The organism is Desulfosporosinus sp. FKB (assembly GCF_002196705.1).
GTDB lineage: Bacteria > Bacillota > Desulfitobacteriia > Desulfitobacteriales > Desulfitobacteriaceae > Desulfosporosinus.
Genome location: NZ_NADJ01000037.1, coordinates 296,778 through 312,410 on the forward strand (window position 1 = coordinate 296,778; position 15,633 = coordinate 312,410).

General features: G+C 43.0%; 15 protein-coding genes, 2 rRNA genes, 1 pseudogene and 1 riboswitch. Of the genes and pseudogenes, 5 read left to right on the top strand and 13 right to left on the bottom strand.

Annotated elements, in window-relative coordinates:
- Positions 1 to 2: 2 nt before the first annotated feature.
- Genes B5Y67_RS16480 through B5Y67_RS16490 form a run of 3 tightly spaced genes read right to left on the bottom strand, consistent with a single transcriptional unit; the run spans position 3 to position 2,386 of the window.
- Complete coding sequence (locus B5Y67_RS16480) at positions 3 to 974, bottom strand: alpha-ketoacid dehydrogenase subunit beta (RefSeq protein WP_088227511.1); 972 nt, start codon at positions 972 to 974, stop codon at positions 3 to 5.
- Between the two features lie 19 nt (positions 975 to 993).
- Positions 994 to 1,956 (bottom strand): thiamine pyrophosphate-dependent dehydrogenase E1 component subunit alpha, encoded by a 963-nt coding sequence (locus B5Y67_RS16485; protein WP_088227512.1) that lies wholly within the window; start codon positions 1,954 to 1,956, stop codon positions 994 to 996.
- A gap of 58 nt (positions 1,957 to 2,014) precedes the next feature.
- On the bottom strand, positions 2,015 to 2,386 hold the full coding sequence (locus tag B5Y67_RS16490) for a Lin0512 family protein (protein ID WP_170932719.1): 372 nt from the start codon (positions 2,384 to 2,386) through the stop codon (positions 2,015 to 2,017).
- Positions 2,387 to 2,855: 469 nt separating this feature from the next.
- On the opposite strand from B5Y67_RS16490, the gene B5Y67_RS16495 reads away from it, so the two are divergent.
- From B5Y67_RS16495 to B5Y67_RS16500, 3 genes are read left to right on the top strand one after another with little or no spacing between them, the layout of a single operon-like run.
- Positions 2,856 to 3,065 (top strand): helix-turn-helix transcriptional regulator, encoded by a 210-nt coding sequence (locus B5Y67_RS16495; RefSeq protein WP_242976006.1) that lies wholly within the window; start codon positions 2,856 to 2,858, stop codon positions 3,063 to 3,065.
- The gene (locus B5Y67_RS26235) at positions 3,065 to 3,199 is read left to right on the top strand and encodes a hypothetical protein (protein WP_282432786.1); all 135 of its coding nucleotides are present in this window, start codon (positions 3,065 to 3,067) and stop codon (positions 3,197 to 3,199) included. The genes B5Y67_RS16495 and B5Y67_RS26235 overlap by 1 nt, the downstream gene beginning before the upstream one ends.
- Positions 3,196 to 3,609, top strand: a complete 414-nt coding sequence (locus B5Y67_RS16500; protein WP_170932720.1) for a hypothetical protein — start codon at positions 3,196 to 3,198, stop codon at positions 3,607 to 3,609. Before B5Y67_RS26235 ends, B5Y67_RS16500 begins: the two co-directional genes overlap by 4 nt.
- Before the next feature lie 36 nt (positions 3,610 to 3,645).
- On the opposite strand, the gene B5Y67_RS16505 is transcribed toward B5Y67_RS16500, so the two are convergent.
- On the bottom strand, positions 3,646 to 5,643 hold the full coding sequence (locus B5Y67_RS16505; protein ID WP_088227514.1) for a sigma-54-dependent Fis family transcriptional regulator: 1,998 nt from the start codon (positions 5,641 to 5,643) through the stop codon (positions 3,646 to 3,648).
- Positions 5,644 to 5,912: 269 nt separating this feature from the next.
- On the opposite strand from B5Y67_RS16505, the pseudogene B5Y67_RS16510 reads away from it, so the two are divergent.
- Positions 5,913 to 6,590: pseudogene (locus B5Y67_RS16510) on the top strand (PEP-utilizing enzyme); the annotation flags it as partial.
- 76 nt (positions 6,591 to 6,666) lie between these two features.
- Here B5Y67_RS16510 and B5Y67_RS16515 read toward each other — a convergent pair.
- The 4 genes from B5Y67_RS16515 to B5Y67_RS16530 form a co-directional block, all read right to left on the bottom strand.
- Positions 6,667 to 7,173, bottom strand: coding sequence for a flavin reductase (locus B5Y67_RS16515; protein WP_088227516.1), 507 nt, complete (start codon positions 7,171 to 7,173; stop codon positions 6,667 to 6,669).
- A 6-nt stretch (positions 7,174 to 7,179) separates the two neighbouring features.
- Positions 7,180 to 7,806 (bottom strand): DNA-3-methyladenine glycosylase, encoded by a 627-nt coding sequence (locus tag B5Y67_RS16520; protein ID WP_088227517.1) that lies wholly within the window; start codon positions 7,804 to 7,806, stop codon positions 7,180 to 7,182.
- Between the two features lie 21 nt (positions 7,807 to 7,827).
- Complete coding sequence (locus tag B5Y67_RS16525) at positions 7,828 to 8,946, bottom strand: iron-containing alcohol dehydrogenase family protein (RefSeq protein ID WP_088227518.1); 1,119 nt, start codon at positions 8,944 to 8,946, stop codon at positions 7,828 to 7,830.
- 230 nt (positions 8,947 to 9,176) lie between these two features.
- Positions 9,177 to 9,707 (bottom strand): transposase, encoded by a 531-nt coding sequence (locus tag B5Y67_RS16530; RefSeq protein ID WP_242976007.1) that lies wholly within the window; start codon positions 9,705 to 9,707, stop codon positions 9,177 to 9,179.
- Between the two features lie 837 nt (positions 9,708 to 10,544).
- Between B5Y67_RS16530 and B5Y67_RS16535 the strand changes: the two genes are divergently transcribed.
- The gene (locus tag B5Y67_RS16535; RefSeq protein ID WP_170932721.1) at positions 10,545 to 11,417 is read left to right on the top strand and encodes a DegV family protein; all 873 of its coding nucleotides are present in this window, start codon (positions 10,545 to 10,547) and stop codon (positions 11,415 to 11,417) included.
- A gap of 202 nt (positions 11,418 to 11,619) precedes the next feature.
- On the opposite strand, the gene B5Y67_RS25980 is transcribed toward B5Y67_RS16535, so the two are convergent.
- The 5 genes from B5Y67_RS25980 to rrf (B5Y67_RS16560) form a co-directional block, all read right to left on the bottom strand.
- On the bottom strand, positions 11,620 to 11,958 hold the full coding sequence (locus tag B5Y67_RS25980) for an aldo/keto reductase (protein WP_242976008.1): 339 nt from the start codon (positions 11,956 to 11,958) through the stop codon (positions 11,620 to 11,622).
- Positions 11,959 to 12,134: 176 nt separating this feature from the next.
- Positions 12,135 to 13,025, bottom strand: a complete 891-nt coding sequence (gene dapA, locus B5Y67_RS16545) for a 4-hydroxy-tetrahydrodipicolinate synthase (RefSeq protein ID WP_088227520.1) — start codon at positions 13,023 to 13,025, stop codon at positions 12,135 to 12,137.
- Positions 13,026 to 13,117: 92 nt separating this feature from the next.
- Positions 13,118 to 13,291: riboswitch (Lysine riboswitch) on the bottom strand.
- Between the two features lie 46 nt (positions 13,292 to 13,337).
- Positions 13,338 to 14,672 (bottom strand): amino acid permease, encoded by a 1,335-nt coding sequence (locus B5Y67_RS16550; RefSeq protein WP_088227521.1) that lies wholly within the window; start codon positions 14,670 to 14,672, stop codon positions 13,338 to 13,340.
- A gap of 715 nt (positions 14,673 to 15,387) precedes the next feature.
- A 5S ribosomal RNA gene (gene rrf, locus B5Y67_RS16555) occupies positions 15,388 to 15,506 on the bottom strand.
- A 3-nt stretch (positions 15,507 to 15,509) separates the two neighbouring features.
- Positions 15,510 to 15,625 (bottom strand): 5S ribosomal RNA (rrf, locus tag B5Y67_RS16560).
- Positions 15,626 to 15,633 lie beyond the last annotated feature (8 nt).

Below are 15,633 nucleotides of genomic sequence, written 5' to 3' on the forward strand. Positions count from 1 at the left end.
GTCTAGAACATTTCCTCAACTGCCTTAATGATTTTTTCCTCACTGGGAAGATAAGCCGTTTCCAACACAGGGCTAAAGGGAATCGGTGTATCCGGAGCTGTGACTCTCTTAATCGGAGCATCCAGATAGTCAAAGCCCTCATCGGCAACAATGGCTGCTATTTCACCTGCGAAGCCGCTGGTCTTTACTTCTTCATGGACAATCAGCAATTTACCGGTTTTCGATACCGATTTGAGTATTTCATCCTTATCCAGAGGGATAAGGGTGCGCGGATCGATAACTTCAGCATTAATCCCTTTAGCAGCAAGCTGCTCAGCAGCAGCCAAGGCTTTTTGCATCATCCATGACCAAGCTACAATGGTAATGTCAGAGCCTTCACGTTTAATATCTGCTTTGCCAAGGGGAACAACGTATTCACCTTCAGGAACATCTCCGGAAACACCAAGTAATTGTTTATGCTCGATATAGACGACGGGATTATCATCGCGAATGGCTGCAGCCATTAAGCCTTTAGCATCTGCAGGCGTTGACGGCATAACAGTCTTTATCCCCGGAATATGGGTAAACCATGATTCCATACACTGTGAGTGCTGGGCCGCTGCCCCCATCCCGGCTCCACAGGGCGTTCGAACGACCATCGGCACTTTTGCCTTCCCGCCAAACATATAGCGCATTTTAGCAGCCTGGTTAAAGAGTTCATCCATACAACAGCCCATGAAATCAACAAACATAATTTCTGCGATAGGTCTCAGCCCAGCGGCTGCAGCACCTACCGCATGCCCTACAATAACTGCTTCACTGATCGGTGTATTTAAAACCCTCTGGGGTCCGAATTCGTCATATAAGGTACCAGTCACTCCAAAGCAACCGCCGAACTGAGCCACATCCTCACCTGCCAGATAAACATTTGGGTCTCTTTGCATCTCTACCCGCATTCCATCTCTAATAGCTTCCGCATAGGTCATTTGTTTCATTTTTTTCACCCTTCCTTACTTAATCTGCATAAACATCAGTAAAGAGTTCTTGAGGATCCGGCAGTGGGCTCGATTCAGCGAATTTGACCGCTTCTTCAATGTCCGCCTCAGTGTCAGCCTTGATCTTGTCCAGATCAGCTTGCACAGCATAATTAAGTTTAAGCAGATTCTTTTCCAATCTTGGGATAGGGTCTTTCTTCAGCCATTCTTCTTGGTCTTTGGGATCTTTATAGGCACCGGGATCACCTTCAAAATGCCCGCGATGCCGCCAGGTTTTGCACTCAACTAACGTCGGACCGTCACCTTTTCTGGCCCGTTCGATAGCAGCACCTGCCGCCTCATAGACAGCGATCACATCATTGCCATCGACAGAAACACCGGGGATGCCGTAACCGCTGGCCCGGTCGGAAATATCCGTAATGTTTTGATGGGTTTTCTGAGAATTGGAAATAGCCCAGCCATTATTTTCACAAAGAAAGACAACGGGCAGTTTCCAGGTCGAAGCCAAATTCAAAGCTTCGTGAAAGGTTGCTCTGTCGGAAGCGCCATCTCCGAAAAAGGCCACAGCTACCGCACCGTTATTCTTATATTTACAGGCAAAGGCAGCACCGGTCGCTATTGGCATACCTGCGCCCACAATGCCATTGGCTCCGAGTATGCCTAAATCAACGTCGGCGATATGCATCGAACCGCCTTTACCTTTACAATATCCCGTGGTTCTGCCAAACACTTCGGCCATCATCGATTTTAAATCTCCGCCTTTAGCAATCAAATGACCATGTCCCCGGTGCGTACTGGCGATAAAATCCTTGGTTTCCAAGTTAGCACAAACACCAGTGGCGACTGCTTCCTCGCCCAGATACAAGTGAACAAACCCTGGGATTTTTCCTGCCGCAAAGATTTCTACGATCTTTGACTCAAAGGCCCGAATGGTACACATTTTCTTGTATATGTCCAATAATTGTTCTTTTTTGAGATCCATTTAGGTTTCCTCCTTTATTGATTGGGATACTTTCTCAGAACCATAATAGTTCCTGTGTTTAGCAATCAGCTTTTGTATTTACATAAACCGTTAAGGCTGCTACAGCAACCACGATGGTGTCCCCTTCTCCCAGTTCCGGCAAATCCAACCCCCGCACTGTCATACCTCCCAAAACAACTTCCAAGCGTGTTGAACCAAAGGGAACCGCCTTTAATACTTCTTCCTGATTCAGTTTTTCCGGGAACGGACAGGCTATCTTTACCTCGATGACCATCTCATTAGGATTTTGAATTCCTGTAATGTCAAATAATCCACATAAACAGCTGTGAGATACAGCATCCTTTATGGCCCTTTGAGCCGCCTTGGTTACGTCTCCGCCATGCAAATCCGCACCGGTGCCGATTTCAATGATAAAGCGCTGCAAACTCACAAAATCACCCCTTTCAGTAAAAATATTGTTAATCGTTCTAGTTCTTTAGCTGATCTATTAACTTAGCAAAAGCTATGCCAAATTCTGAAAGCACACATTATGAAATCACCTTTACTAAGCAGTAAACGTTTCCCTAAGCAAGGGATTATGCTGCTCTCTGCTTAATTTCAGAAAGAACAAACTATTAGATAAAAAAATTCCACCCTGACAGGTGGTATCAACTTCCCCGATATGTGTGAGGTTCAATCTCATTGTTTAAAATCATCCAACTCGATGATGTCATTTCAATGTCACATTCCCATGTCATTGGTGTTACATGAAGGTAACACGAATAATACAAAATCTCTGACCACTAAGATAATTTGCTTCTCCGGAATATAATTTACCTGAGCTTACGGTGGTAAGGTATGTTATTCCACTTCCAAAAACTTCTTTGAATTTACTAATAAAATAATATTGACAACAGTTAATGAAAAGATTGCTAGAGCCAGGAACACTTTATGGTGCAATTTCACGATTAGAGAAACAGGAATGGATTGAAGCTTTGGTTACTGAGGAAAGGCGTCGCCCTTATCGCATCACTGGTTCAGGTATAACAGCTCTTCGAGAGCAAGTCGCAACATTAGAACAAGTTGCAATGGTTGGAAAAAAACGTTTAGCTACGCTGGAGGGATTTTAATGCGTTGGTTATTAAAACTCTATCCTCGTACTTGGCGTGAACGTTATGAAGATGAAATGGTGACATTGTTAGAAGAACACAAAGTAACACCTGCTACGGTATTTGACTTACTATTAGGGGCTTTTACAAATTGATCAATTTATCCACTGAGGGAGATTATATGATGAAATACACTTTGGCTAAACCGTTACCTAGGTACAGGTTTACAATGCTTCTCGCTTTAGTTACCGCGTTTATTTTTAGCCGTCTCAGTATTGCACAAGGAAAAGCTCTGCTGAATGCAGTACCCTGGGGTATCCTAATCCTTCTTGTAACAGCCTGGCTTGGGACAGGCAACCGCGATTCATTAAGATTAGGAGCTGTTTTTGGTTTTCTCGTATCCTATGCATATTTGTGGTTTGATAATAAAAATATTCATTCTTTTACTCAGGTTCTAATTCTCATCCCGCTTATCATTTTGCCGTCCATGTTCGGGCTGCTATGTGGGATAGTATTGGGGTATTTCGGATGGAAAATAAAACAGATGTTTATGACGAAGACTTAATAAGGATGAGGTTGCTTACGAATGTTTCTTTTATGCTCAATAATTAATATGATACTGCCGCATTTTTCGGTAAATCGTATTCCGCGAAACCCCCATTTCCTTAGCTATTTCACTAATATTGCCGCCATGTTTACTCAAATAAGTCAGGATTTCTCGATACTCATTTTGCGCCCGCATAATTTTTCTTTTTTCTCGGGCTGTATTTACCTGGCTTTCCCGAGCCTTTAGATCCGGCTCAGCTCTTTGCTGAGATTTTAACATTGCGGGGGGTAAATGTTCTAAGGTAATGTAATCAGAGTCCACCATACTAATCAATCGTTCAACGACATTCTGTAATTCCCGGACATTTCCCGGCCAAGCATGATGCATTAGCACCTCAATAACCTGCGAATCGACGTTTTTAACCTTCTCCCCGCCCATGACTTTAAGGAAATGGGTGAATAACTCAAGGATATCTTCGGGACGGTGGCGAAGCGGGGGTATTGTGATTTTGACGACATTAATTCGGTAATAAAGGTCTTTTCTAAAATTTCCTTTCTCGACTTCTTCTTCAAGATTCTTATTCGTTGCACAAATAATTCGGAAATCTACCGGAATTAACTTATCGTCACCAATTCGAGAAACTTTTTTATCTTGGAGTACCCGGAGCAGTGCTACCTGCTGCTCCAGCGGCATATCTCCTATTTCATCCAAAAAGAGAGTCCCCTTAGCAGCAAGTTCGAATTTACCAGGTCTGCCTCCGCGTTTAGCGCCCGTAAATGCTCCGTCTGTATAACCGAATATTTCACTGGCGATCAACTCTCGAGGAATTGCCCCGCAATTAACCGCTACAAAAGGTCCCTTCCGTCGATTACTCCGGTTATGAATAGCCTGAGCTAAAACCTCTTTGCCTGTTCCACTTTCACCTTCCAATAAAATGTTAGCCGTACCAACGGCCGCCTGGGATGCTATGTGGATCACCCTTGCCATTTCCCGACTCTTGCCTATAACATCCTTAAAATTAAAGACAGCTTGAGCACCGCTAAAGCGGTTTACCAACTTCTGGACTTTTTCCATCGGACGAACAATTATCACAGCACCGGCTAAAATCCCGTTATCAAGAATCGGTACTCCTGATGACAAACAATGAATTCGGCCACCTGCAGTATCTACCATAACTTCCAGATCGCTAAATGATTCATGATGTCTTATAGTTCTTTCAACTCCATGGGCATCCAGGCCAAAAATTTGTTTGATTTCTTTCCCCAGCAACTCCGAAGACGTTCTGCCAAAAATCTGTAGGGCAACAGGATTGATTTGCAGAATAACTCCGTTTTCGTTAATGATCATGACTCCATCAGACATCGTTTTGAATATGTCGACCATGCGATTGTTCGCTACCAACAGTTGCTTGTTTTTCTCCCGCAGCTCCATTTGGTCCATTATAGCTTCAGCAGATGCAACAACCATCCCCAATGTATGCAGGTGCGTCTCGTCCAAGGGACCTGACATATCCAGAATTCCGATCATTTCTCCTTGCATATCAAAAATAGGACAAGCAGAACAGGTCCACGTTTGATGCTTTAAGCAATAATGTTCGGCGCCTGAAATTTGAAGAGGTCTTTTTAAAATAACTGCAGTACCGATAGCATTCGTACCAACTGATTCTTCAGTCCAGTCTGCGCCTTTCATGAAATATAACTTTTCAGCCTTTTCTAGGATATTCTGATCGCCAAGACTTTCCATAATATAGCCTCGTTCATCCGTTAACATGACTATGAACCCTGATCCCTTCACAAACTCATAAAGTTTTAACATAAAGGGCTTGGCGATATCAATGATATCCTTTCGTTTAGCAAGCAAATCATCGAGTTCTGCCTGATTTAATATACGACAGGCTTTTCCATCGTAGGGGTTAACACCTTTTTCATAACATCTCTGCCATGATTCCATAATTTCGGGGGCAGCAGCTATTTTCCTTGGTATTCCATCCCTGATAAATTGTTTCCACGCCATGCTTATTTCCGATGAAGAAGATTGAAACTTCGCAATCATTGTTCATTTCCCTCCATTATTCAATCGGAATCTGAGGTTTGTATGTACACTCTCTAAACATGTTATGATGTATATTCAGATCAAATTAGTGAACATGGAACTATGTATTCCTGCTTGGAATACCAAAGGTAAAAATTTCGAGGGGATGTTCATTGGCATAAAGAAAATCAAAATAATATCTCTAATACCAATTCCACTGTTAACATATTTTTCCTGCATAGAGTAGTACAAAAATTCCCAACATCAATGTCCTTCAAGAGAGGACGGCACAACTGCCTGGTGGAAAACAAAAAGCTAAAAAGACAAAAAAGATGATTAGTCGCTTACGCAATTTTGTCGGCTATCGGGAATACCCAAAATATATAATGGTCGGGTATTACTGGATCATCAAACAGGCTATTATGCAAGAAGCTGTCAAACTCGTGCAAAAGGGTGTTATTCGAGAGAAAGAGGATATCTATTATCTAACCTTTGAGGAATTCAGAGAGGTCGTTCGTACCAACCAACTTGATTACAGCCTTATAACAAAACGAAAAGAGGAGCATGAAGCCTTCGAGAAGTTTACACCGCCACGTATAATGACGTCCGAAGGCGAGGTTGTATTCGGCGAATATGATACCGGTAACATCCCTGAAGGTGCTTTAGCTGGCATACCTGCTTCATCTGGAACTGTTGAAGGGCGGGCACGAGTCATTTTTAAAATGGAAGACGCCAAATTAGAAGAAGGCGATATTTTGGTCACCTCATTTACAGACCCCAGTTGGACACCGGTCTTTGTATCCATAAAAGGTTTGGTGACAGAAGTAGGCGGAATGATGACACATGGCGCTGTAGTTGCGAGGGAATACGGTCTTCCAACAGTAGTTGGTGTGGAAAATGCTACAATGATGATTAAGGATGGGCAAAGAATTCGGATTAATGGAACGGAAGGATATGTAGAAATGTAAAAGCCCATAAATAAATCCAGAACGCTTATGACGCCCTGGATTTATTTTCATCTCGTGTAAGTATGAAAATCTACAGTTATTTGTGGCACAATACTTTTTCAATCTGTCCGAGATAAATTCTATGGTATGTTGACAAGTCTTTATAGTAGTCTTTAAACAACTGCTGCGAATCAAAATTATCCTTCTTTACATCCATGTGATAAACTTTTCTGCACACGAAAATTATTTTGGCCTCTTCAAAAACAACTGTGTTTTCAAACGGGATAGGCTTTAGACCTGACTCAGCCACTTTATCACACTCATTGCCATGCATCCTGCCACAGATTTGTAAAGCTGGATGGTGAGGAACGTCAAAAAAAGAAACGGTAAAGTAATCGTTGCTCTCAACAAATTGATAGGAATACCTATCCGGATGAACATAGACTTGGATCATTGGTTTGAGAAAAAGTTTCCCAAACATAACACCGGTTATGGTCATCATATTAAATTTATCTTTCGTTCCGGCAGTTAACAGTGCCCAATCCTCCACCTTAGTGAAGGGGTTAAAATCAAACTGACCTAAAGGTATTTCCTCAAAATTCACGAAAAATCACTCCTTTGCCAACGAAATGTTTGATACATACTCATTATCTTTTATATAAAATCTCCAAGGATAATCCTTTGCCTCTTCTGAGTGCTCCACCCCCACGCGCTTAGTCGCTATTATTCCAAATTCCTCGTTTTCTACATCCTCGACATATAATTCATCGCTGCACAAATCCGCTCCATTAAGGCTATGATTTATCGCTAACGCCCTGCATAGTTTTCCCGGTCCACTCGTCAACCCCTTTATCTGGCTCTTTGTCAAGTGGGTATATGACTTGCCAAATCTATTTTGAGCCATCAATTCAATTCCTTCCGCCGGCTCCGCAGCCCTTACCAGAACAGCTTGAGGAATTCCTTTTTCCCTTGTAACGACATTAAAGCAGCAATGTATTCCATAGATGGTAAATATATAAGAAAATCCAGGTTCTCCATACATAACTTCTACTCTCGGCGTTCGTTTCCCGCCATAAGAATGAGCGGCCTTATCTTCGAAACCCATATATGCTTCTGTCTCAACAATTTTGGCAGAAATCCTTTGCCCATCGACCTCATGAATAAGCAGCTTCCCCAAAAGATCTTTAGCCACGATTATTGAATCACGGTTATAAAATTCTTTATCAAGCTTTTTCACTCCGCTGACCCTCCTTGCAGCCTATTTTTTCTCCAGCACAAGCCTACCCGCTGCGTCAGTATCTTTAATGGACTGAATGAATTTTTCTGCCGTAGGATTGCCGGGGACATAAGTCCACTCGATGACCGAAACTGCTTTCTTAGCCACGGTCGACAAATCCGCTTCTAACAGACCTATTTCGCCCATCGTTATGGGCAGTCCGATACTTCGGTTGAAAGCCATAATCCTATCTCTTTCCTCCAGTTGATGATCGTACGTAAGTAAACACAATATACCAAAAGCAACTATCTCGCCGTGAAGATGTTTTTCACAGGCCGGTATCAACGAGCTGCCATAATAGACGCAGTGGGCAAGAGAGCTGTTATAGTAGTAATTATCTTCGGGATTGGGCTGATTTTGATGGACAGTGCAATTCGAGACAATACCCGTCAGCATGATGATATCCAAGGCAACTTCTTCCAGTTCAAAAGATACCCTGTTGTTTTTGCAGTCCTCAAGCGCCTTTTTACCGAGATTAAGCAGCGGCGAAGTACAAGTTTTGGCAATTCCCAGCCCCAGCAAGGGAAGATGATGAAGCTTTTTCTCGCGGCAAGCAAAGGCTACTTCATATTCCTTGGACAAAGCATCTCCTATACCTGCCCAAAACAAATCATAGGGGGATTCGGCAATAATTTTCGTATTGATAAATGTGTGACAGGCCGGCTGCTTCTGATAATAATATTCTTTAAAAGAACCGTCCAGGTTGTAAATGACACTCAAATTTGTACAACTGGCACAATTGGAGGCAAGTGTAGGAAACGTAAAAATGGGCTTATCCAACAAGTCTCCCAGTGTCTTAACCGTATCACAGGCTCTGCCTCCCCCAACGGCGAACAACATATCCGCCTGCTGCACTAAAGGACTCTGCTTTAGTTTTTCTATATTTTCCATATTCGAATCTCCGCCATACCACAAAAAATCAAGGATATTAATTTCGGAGCCGGCCACTCCTTTGAGAATAGCATCTTTGGCCTTTTCCATGGCAATCTTGCCACCGATGACAATGGCCTTTTTACCATAGCTTCTTGTGATAAAGGGAATTTCTTCATAGCAATCCTCACCAACACTATAATTAGGCATATAGATATTTTGCTTTGCCATTTGTACTTCTCCCCTATTCTTTTTAATTTTATCTTCAGGTAATGTGAACCTCCCCTACCTACACTTCGCTAAGAGGTAGGGGCTTCCGGCAAGCCCATAATGCATGTCTCAAGGGTATCTCGTTAGAGATGCCTCACCCGATAGGTGTGAGTCCATCATTTCGGTAGGGCCGGCAACTCTATGCATTTGCCGCATACAGGCCAGGTTCATGGCTTCTACTACTTCTCACCTTAGGCAATCCGTAGATACTTTGGCTCTTCTACATATACTTCTCGAAACACCCCATATTTGTAATTGCTCAAGATATTCTTGGCTCCGTGTATATCCCGATGTTCTCGATATCCACAAGTACACCTGTAATTTCTAGAGGAGGTTTTCTTTCTTCTCCCACAAACAGGACATGTTTGTGTTGTATAGGATTCATCAACCTTGAAATGCTTCTTAGGTTTGTAGGGGTAACGAATTTCAGTGAAGCCCATTAGCTTTGCCTTATGAGCATTGTCTCGAGCATCGAGGTATTTTTCGAAGACTCCTTGAATGGACTGACTGTGAATCGGATATTGACCTTTCGTCGCTAAATGCAGCATCCCGCGGGTAATCCAGTGACCCGTTCGTTGAAAATGTTCTTTGGCCACGCTCAGACAATCATTCCAAACTTGAGCCGACGTGCGATTGCAGGCAAAGAGACGGTCAATATTAGTTTGGGAAGTCTGGAATTTAGTTTTTAAGACACGGATGATTTCGAACACCACCTCAACCATTCGTCATGCTTATCCTTATTTTACCATAACAAGAACGAATTTGGAACTAGTGTTCGGTAATAATTGGGGGGCGGCGATTCATCACGCCACCTAAAGAGGATGGGAGTCTTCTCGCCGCAAAAAGATAAAATAGCTATTCATCCATTAGGACGAATAGCTCGTGGCAACACCAAATTCCGTTTGAAAGAGTTGCTTCCATATCATACACAACATGGACTTTCGCAAATAATACGTTACCATATACATCAAACTTCCGTCAGTGCCTACTTGGGTCAGAACCGATATTGATCAGCAACTAAGAGAAGATTATTTATTTTCGCGCAGAATATGTCTACCATCCGTTTCTCTCTTAAACTGTTGGTTGAAGCCTACTTTTGATCATAGCTTCTATTCATAATAATTTACCGAAATAATAAGGCTGATTGAATCGTTTGTCAAGGTTTATTAATTCTTTCCCATTTGCGTTTTAACCTATTCAAATACGTAAAAAGCCAACCATTACGTATATTTGAGAGAAAATAGCCTAACCTCTTCTACTGCTTATCGTTCTGTAAGTCAGCTGCATGATTCTGGTTTAAATCATAAAGAGATGATTTCAAGATTTGCTCTAATAGATGCTAATTATACTTCCTGATAATTTCCTGTCATTTTGAGGCTTGATATAATAAAATAAGTTTTGATTAGGGAGAAAATAGACAAGAAGACCAATATCCCCAATAATATACGACCGTTTTCGTTCGGCGCTTTTAGTATTTTATGGCCTAGTAAATATGGCATCTGCATAGTTCACGAAAAGCTTTCATAAATAGCCCCATGAAAATAATCGAGGTGAATAGGATGATCAGATTAATCGTAGACAGCACCTGCGACTTGCCGGACGAAATTATGGAAAAATACGATATTCTTATGCTGCCTCTGCACGTGATTCTCAACGGAAACGATTATCGGGATAAGGTGGAAATCACTACCGATGAGATTTTTCTCGCTATGCGTTCAGGGGTGTTGCCCAAAACATCCCAAGTCAACCCCTCCGATGTCTCTCAGACTTTCCAGGCATGCTGTGACCGAGGAGAGGACTTTATTTATCTCGCCTTTTCTGCGGCGCTTTCAGGAACATATCAGTTGGCAGAAACCATCTTATCAGAATTTAAATCAAACTATCCGGATCGGAACATGCAAGTTATTGATTCTAAATCAGGCTCAGTGGCTATTGGCCTTATCGCTTTGCAGGCAGCGAAAATGATTGAAGCCGGATATGGCTTTGAAGCTATTACCCGGCACATATCTTACTTGACGGAACACGTAGAGCATGTGTTTACCATCGCTGATATCGGTTGGTTGGTCAAGGGAGGACGAATCAGCAAGCTACAAGGTATGCTCGGGTCTCTCTTAGATGTCAGGCCCATTCTGGAGGTGAAAAATGGCTTATTACACCTCAGTAAAAAGGCCCGCGGGAGTCAAAAGGCGCTTAACATGGTAGCTGATACAATGGTAGAAAGGATCGAAGGCTTTCCGGAACAGATCATCGGTATTGCCCATTCAGATAATTTGCCGGGTGCAGAAGACCTAAAGAATCTTCTTGCGGAAAAACTCGGCACAAAAAACTTTATTATCAGCAAAATCGGGTGTGTACTAGGCAGCCATTTAGGTATTGGCGGACTGGGCTTGTTCTTTTTCAATCAGAAACCAGCGCCATATTTTCTTCTGTAACTCTCAATCCCCAGACTCTCGGACTACCACTCCATCCCTGAATTTCATGCTAGGAAAACTGCCGCCGGCTATCTCGTTTTCTGGTATTACCTCTTCAATTGTCTCGATATCACATTCACTAAGACTAATATTCAAAGATTGAATAGCATCTTGAAAATGAGACAGCTTGCTAGCACCTACGAGCGGAATTATATCTTCTCCTTTAGATAATACCCATGCGTAAGCGAGAATGCGCCTTTCTTAAAATCTCAGCCTCAACCTGGGTAATTCCAATATGTTTCACGTATCCTACCTTAACCATATCGGAAATGGCTCCTATGATCTCTTCGACAGGAATAGCCAGGTCGATTCTTCCAGGCTGATAAAGATCGATATAGTCAACATTTAACCTTTTAAGTGAATGAGTGAGATAGTTCTTAATCGTTAGAGGTCTTACACCCAGACCATACATAGAGCCGTTCGGAGCCATTAATGCACCAAACTTTACTGATATAAAAACCTTATCTCTATCGAAGTCCTTAAGGGCTTCGCCAATTAACATTTCACTTCGGCCACAGCCGTAAAAATCTGCCGTGTTAAGAAACGTGACAGGTTACTCCTTCCTGAGCTTAAAAGGCGCAAGTGGGCGTGGGATATGACATCAAAATTGTTACTTTGATGGAGAATCCTATAGTTTAAAAATGCGAGGAGGTTGATCCGCAGGCCCTGTAACCTTCATCAAACGTTTAATTCGTATGCTCTCATTTGGGAAAGCAACTTTTCACGGTTTGTATCCTCCATTGAAGTGAGAGGTAATCTGAGATAATCCTTGCAGAAACCCATAGCTGCCATTGCAGCTTTAACCGGAATAGGGTTTACTTCACAAAACAGTGCGTTTATAAGGGGATAAAGTTTACATTGCTGCTCTGCGCTGCCGGCAATATCGCCGTTAAAGAATCGTGTGCAAATCTCACGCGTTTGGGCCGGCATAATGTTGGAAAGCACAGAAATGCATCCAATTCCACCGAGCGCCATAAGCGGAACTATCTGGTCATCATTGCCTGAATACAAATCAAGCTTGCCTCTTACACGCGCCATCGTTTCAACTATTTTTGAAATGTTGCCGCTTGCTTCTTTAATCGCTGCTATATTTTCATGTTCAGCTAATGCCTCGTAGGTTGCAGGCTCAATATTTACCCCTGTCCTTGATGGCACATTATAGAGAATGATAGGCTTTGTACTCTTGTCGGCAATTTGAGAAAACATTTTAATTAGGCCCTTTTGCGTAGCCTTGTTGTAATAAGGGGTGACTACAAGCATTGCATCCGCACCAGCTTCGCAGGCAAAGCGAGTGAGGTCATGCGCATATTCGGTGTCATTGCTTCCTGTGCCTGCAATGATCGGCACTCTGCCTTCCGTGTGCTGAACTGCAAATGTAATTGCTGCTCTATGCTCATCATCAGTTAGGGTTGAAGCTTCACCTGTGGTTCCACAAATCACAAGAGCATCAATTCCTTCTGCAATTTGCCAATCGATCAATTTACCAAACTGTTCATAATTAATTCCTGTTTCGTCCAGAGGAGTGATGAGGGCAGAAGCGATGCCTTTGAAAATAGTGTTCTTTTTCATGTTAATTCTCCTTCTCTGTTAATACAAAAAAATAAATAGCTGACACGGAATCAGCTACTAAATTACCCACATGAACTTCGGAATCATATGGTAATATAGATAGCTCTCCGCATATGCGACAGTTGAACAAATCTTATTTTGCCCAACCAGCTCAGTCCCCACGTAATGGAACCAACTTCGGCATCTACACCTTTCACCGAAGCTACGGTCCTACGTAACCTTGACAACTTCGGGTACTAATTGTAAAATGCACCTCTATCATTTCAGTCCAGTCTATTCATATTCGGTAAACTTGTCAACCCCAAAATATCATCATTTTTTGCGCAGGGCAAAATGCTGCTTTCTTGCCGATAGGAAATATAAACATGCTAGCAGCATCAAGATGATAATTCCCGCCATCAAACCCACAAGTTGATTTCCATTCATGGCTGAAGTGGACAGGACCACAAGTAACAGAACTGCTGCTATAATTGTTTTTCCATTCATACGCTGCCGGAAACGATAATGGGTTGCTGCAATAATAAGCCAGTTTGTAATAAGGGCAACCCCGGCGGAACTGGCTATATATACCAAAATCTGCTGAGGCAATAAGTATGAAATACCCACCACGCATAATAAAAAGGCACTGGATAGTATTACTGCCGCGACCGGCACTCCTCGTTCGTCTTCTTTGTTCAAAAAAGCTGGAGCATCATGACGTTCTGCCAGTGATTTAAGCATTCGCGGTACGCCATACATATTGGAATTCATAGCAGAAAGGATTGCACTCAATATCACCGCATTCATTATGCTGCTAATTGAAATCAGACCCAATTGACCAAATAGGGGAACAAAACCACTGCCATTTAGTGGCACCCTGTTCCAGGGAAGTATCCCAACTAATGTAGTAATGGACCCCAAATAAAGAACAATCAAAGCTGCATTAATTATCTTGACAGCTTCGGGTACTGTTTTTACCGGATCCTGGGTTTCTCCCGCAGCCGGTCCGATTACCTGTTCACCCGCATATGTATAAACAACAAGAAGCAGCGATGAAAAAAAGCCAGATAATCCGTGTGGGAAAAAACCCTCGTGGTTAAAATAATTTGATATTCCCGGAGATTTTAACCCCGGCCATAACCCAATAAACAGGACCACACCCATAATAGTAACTACAGTTAAAATACCTACCTTAATCAAGGATAAGATTTCTTCAACCCGCGCAAGGGAACGAACATCTAAGAGACTAATACAGATAATTAACACCGCAATAATCAGGCTGATCATCCAGATGGGCCAAGACGGCAGCCAAAAACGCACAATTAAAGCCGCAGCTACCATTTCTGTGGCCAGTGTAAGAATCCCTGCTACCCAGTACATCCACCCAGATATAAACCCCATGGCTGGCCCTAAATATTCCCCTGCATAGACGCTAAACGAACCCGTAGTTGGTTCAACAACACTCATTTCCGCTAACATGAACATGATCAAAGTTGAGATGATACCACCTATAACAAATGACAAAATGATTGAAGGTCCTGCCTGATTAATCGCAATTCCGCTAGCAACAAAAATACCGGAACCAATGGCCCCTCCCAATCCAAGCATAGTCAGGCCAGGAAGATTCAACGTATTCTTTTTGCTGTTTGTTTTTTTACTATCCTTCATTTTCCCTCCACTATCAGCTTACTGCAGCAAGACTCCTTCTATTCAGATCAGTCTTAGCTCATATACCGGCATCCTAAGATGATTTTACCAGAAAGTCCGTTCAAATTCATGTGGATCCGAACACGAAAACCGGATGAGGTTTTCGCCACATTGCAACTTGTGACACATTCTCCAGCAATGTGGATCCGAACGGGTGAAACCCCGGTAGGGATCTTTCATTTCTTTCATGAAACACAGATAGACTGCCATATCTGGCAGTCTATCGTTTGTTTACCTGGCGATGACCTACTTTCCCAGGGGCAATGCCCCAAGTATTCTCGGCCCTGGAACGAAAGGCGGATGAGCCTTTCGCCACACTGCGTCCCGATACGCAGACTCCTGCAGTGTGGATCCTTAACTTCCGTGTTCGATATACGAAAAGCACGAAAGCCTCCGGTGGAGGGTTTCGCCGAGCCACCAACCCCAGAGAATCACTTCGTGGCGAAGTACGAGCTTTTCGCCACGCTGCGTCCCGTTACGCATTCTCCTGCAGCGTGACGAAAACCGGACGAGGTTTTCGCCACATTGCGACTTGTGACACATTCTCCAGCAATGTGGATCCGAACGGGTGGAGCCCCGGACTTCTTCCCTAAACACTTATTATATTTACTTTAACTTAACCTTTACTTTCATGAAACACAGATAGACTGCCTATCGGCAGTCTATCGCTTGTTTTACCTGGCGATGACCTACTTTCCCAGGGGCTATGCCCCAAGTATTCTCGGCCCTGGAGGTCTTAACTTCCGTGTTCGATATGGGAACGGGTGGAACCCNTATCGGCAGTCTATCGCTTGTTTTACCTGGCGATGACCTACTTTCCCAGGGGCTATGCCCCAAGTATTCTCGGCCCTGGAGGTCTTAACTTCCGTGTTCGATATGGGAACGGGTGGAACCCCTCCGGCATGATCACCAGATCTCTGAG

What these genes read in the sequence shown, in the direction of transcription:
- B5Y67_RS16480 (WP_088227511.1), bottom strand. Translation starts at nt 974, where the DNA reads ATGAAACAAATGACCTATGCGGAAGCTATTAGAGATGGAATGCGGGTA.
- B5Y67_RS16485 (WP_088227512.1), bottom strand. Translation starts at nt 1,956, where the DNA reads ATGGATCTCAAAAAAGAACAATTATTGGACATATACAAGAAAATGTGT.
- B5Y67_RS16495 (WP_242976006.1), top strand. Translation starts at nt 2,856, where the DNA reads ATGAAAAGATTGCTAGAGCCAGGAACACTTTATGGTGCAATTTCACGA.
- B5Y67_RS26235 (WP_282432786.1), top strand. Translation starts at nt 3,065, where the DNA reads ATGCGTTGGTTATTAAAACTCTATCCTCGTACTTGGCGTGAACGTTAT.
- B5Y67_RS16505 (WP_088227514.1), bottom strand. Translation starts at nt 5,643, where the DNA reads ATGATTGCGAAGTTTCAATCTTCTTCATCGGAAATAAGCATGGCGTGG.
- B5Y67_RS16525 (WP_088227518.1), bottom strand. Translation starts at nt 8,946, where the DNA reads ATGGCAAAGCAAAATATCTATATGCCTAATTATAGTGTTGGTGAGGAT.
- B5Y67_RS16530 (WP_242976007.1), bottom strand. Translation starts at nt 9,707, where the DNA reads ATGGTTGAGGTGGTGTTCGAAATCATCCGTGTCTTAAAAACTAAATTC.
- B5Y67_RS16535 (WP_170932721.1), top strand. Translation starts at nt 10,545, where the DNA reads ATGATCAGATTAATCGTAGACAGCACCTGCGACTTGCCGGACGAAATT.
- B5Y67_RS25980 (WP_242976008.1), bottom strand. Translation starts at nt 11,958, where the DNA reads ATGTTAATTGGCGAAGCCCTTAAGGACTTCGATAGAGATAAGGTTTTT.
- dapA (WP_088227520.1), bottom strand. Translation starts at nt 13,025, where the DNA reads ATGAAAAAGAACACTATTTTCAAAGGCATCGCTTCTGCCCTCATCACT.
- B5Y67_RS16550 (WP_088227521.1), bottom strand. Translation starts at nt 14,672, where the DNA reads ATGAAGGATAGTAAAAAAACAAACAGCAAAAAGAATACGTTGAATCTT.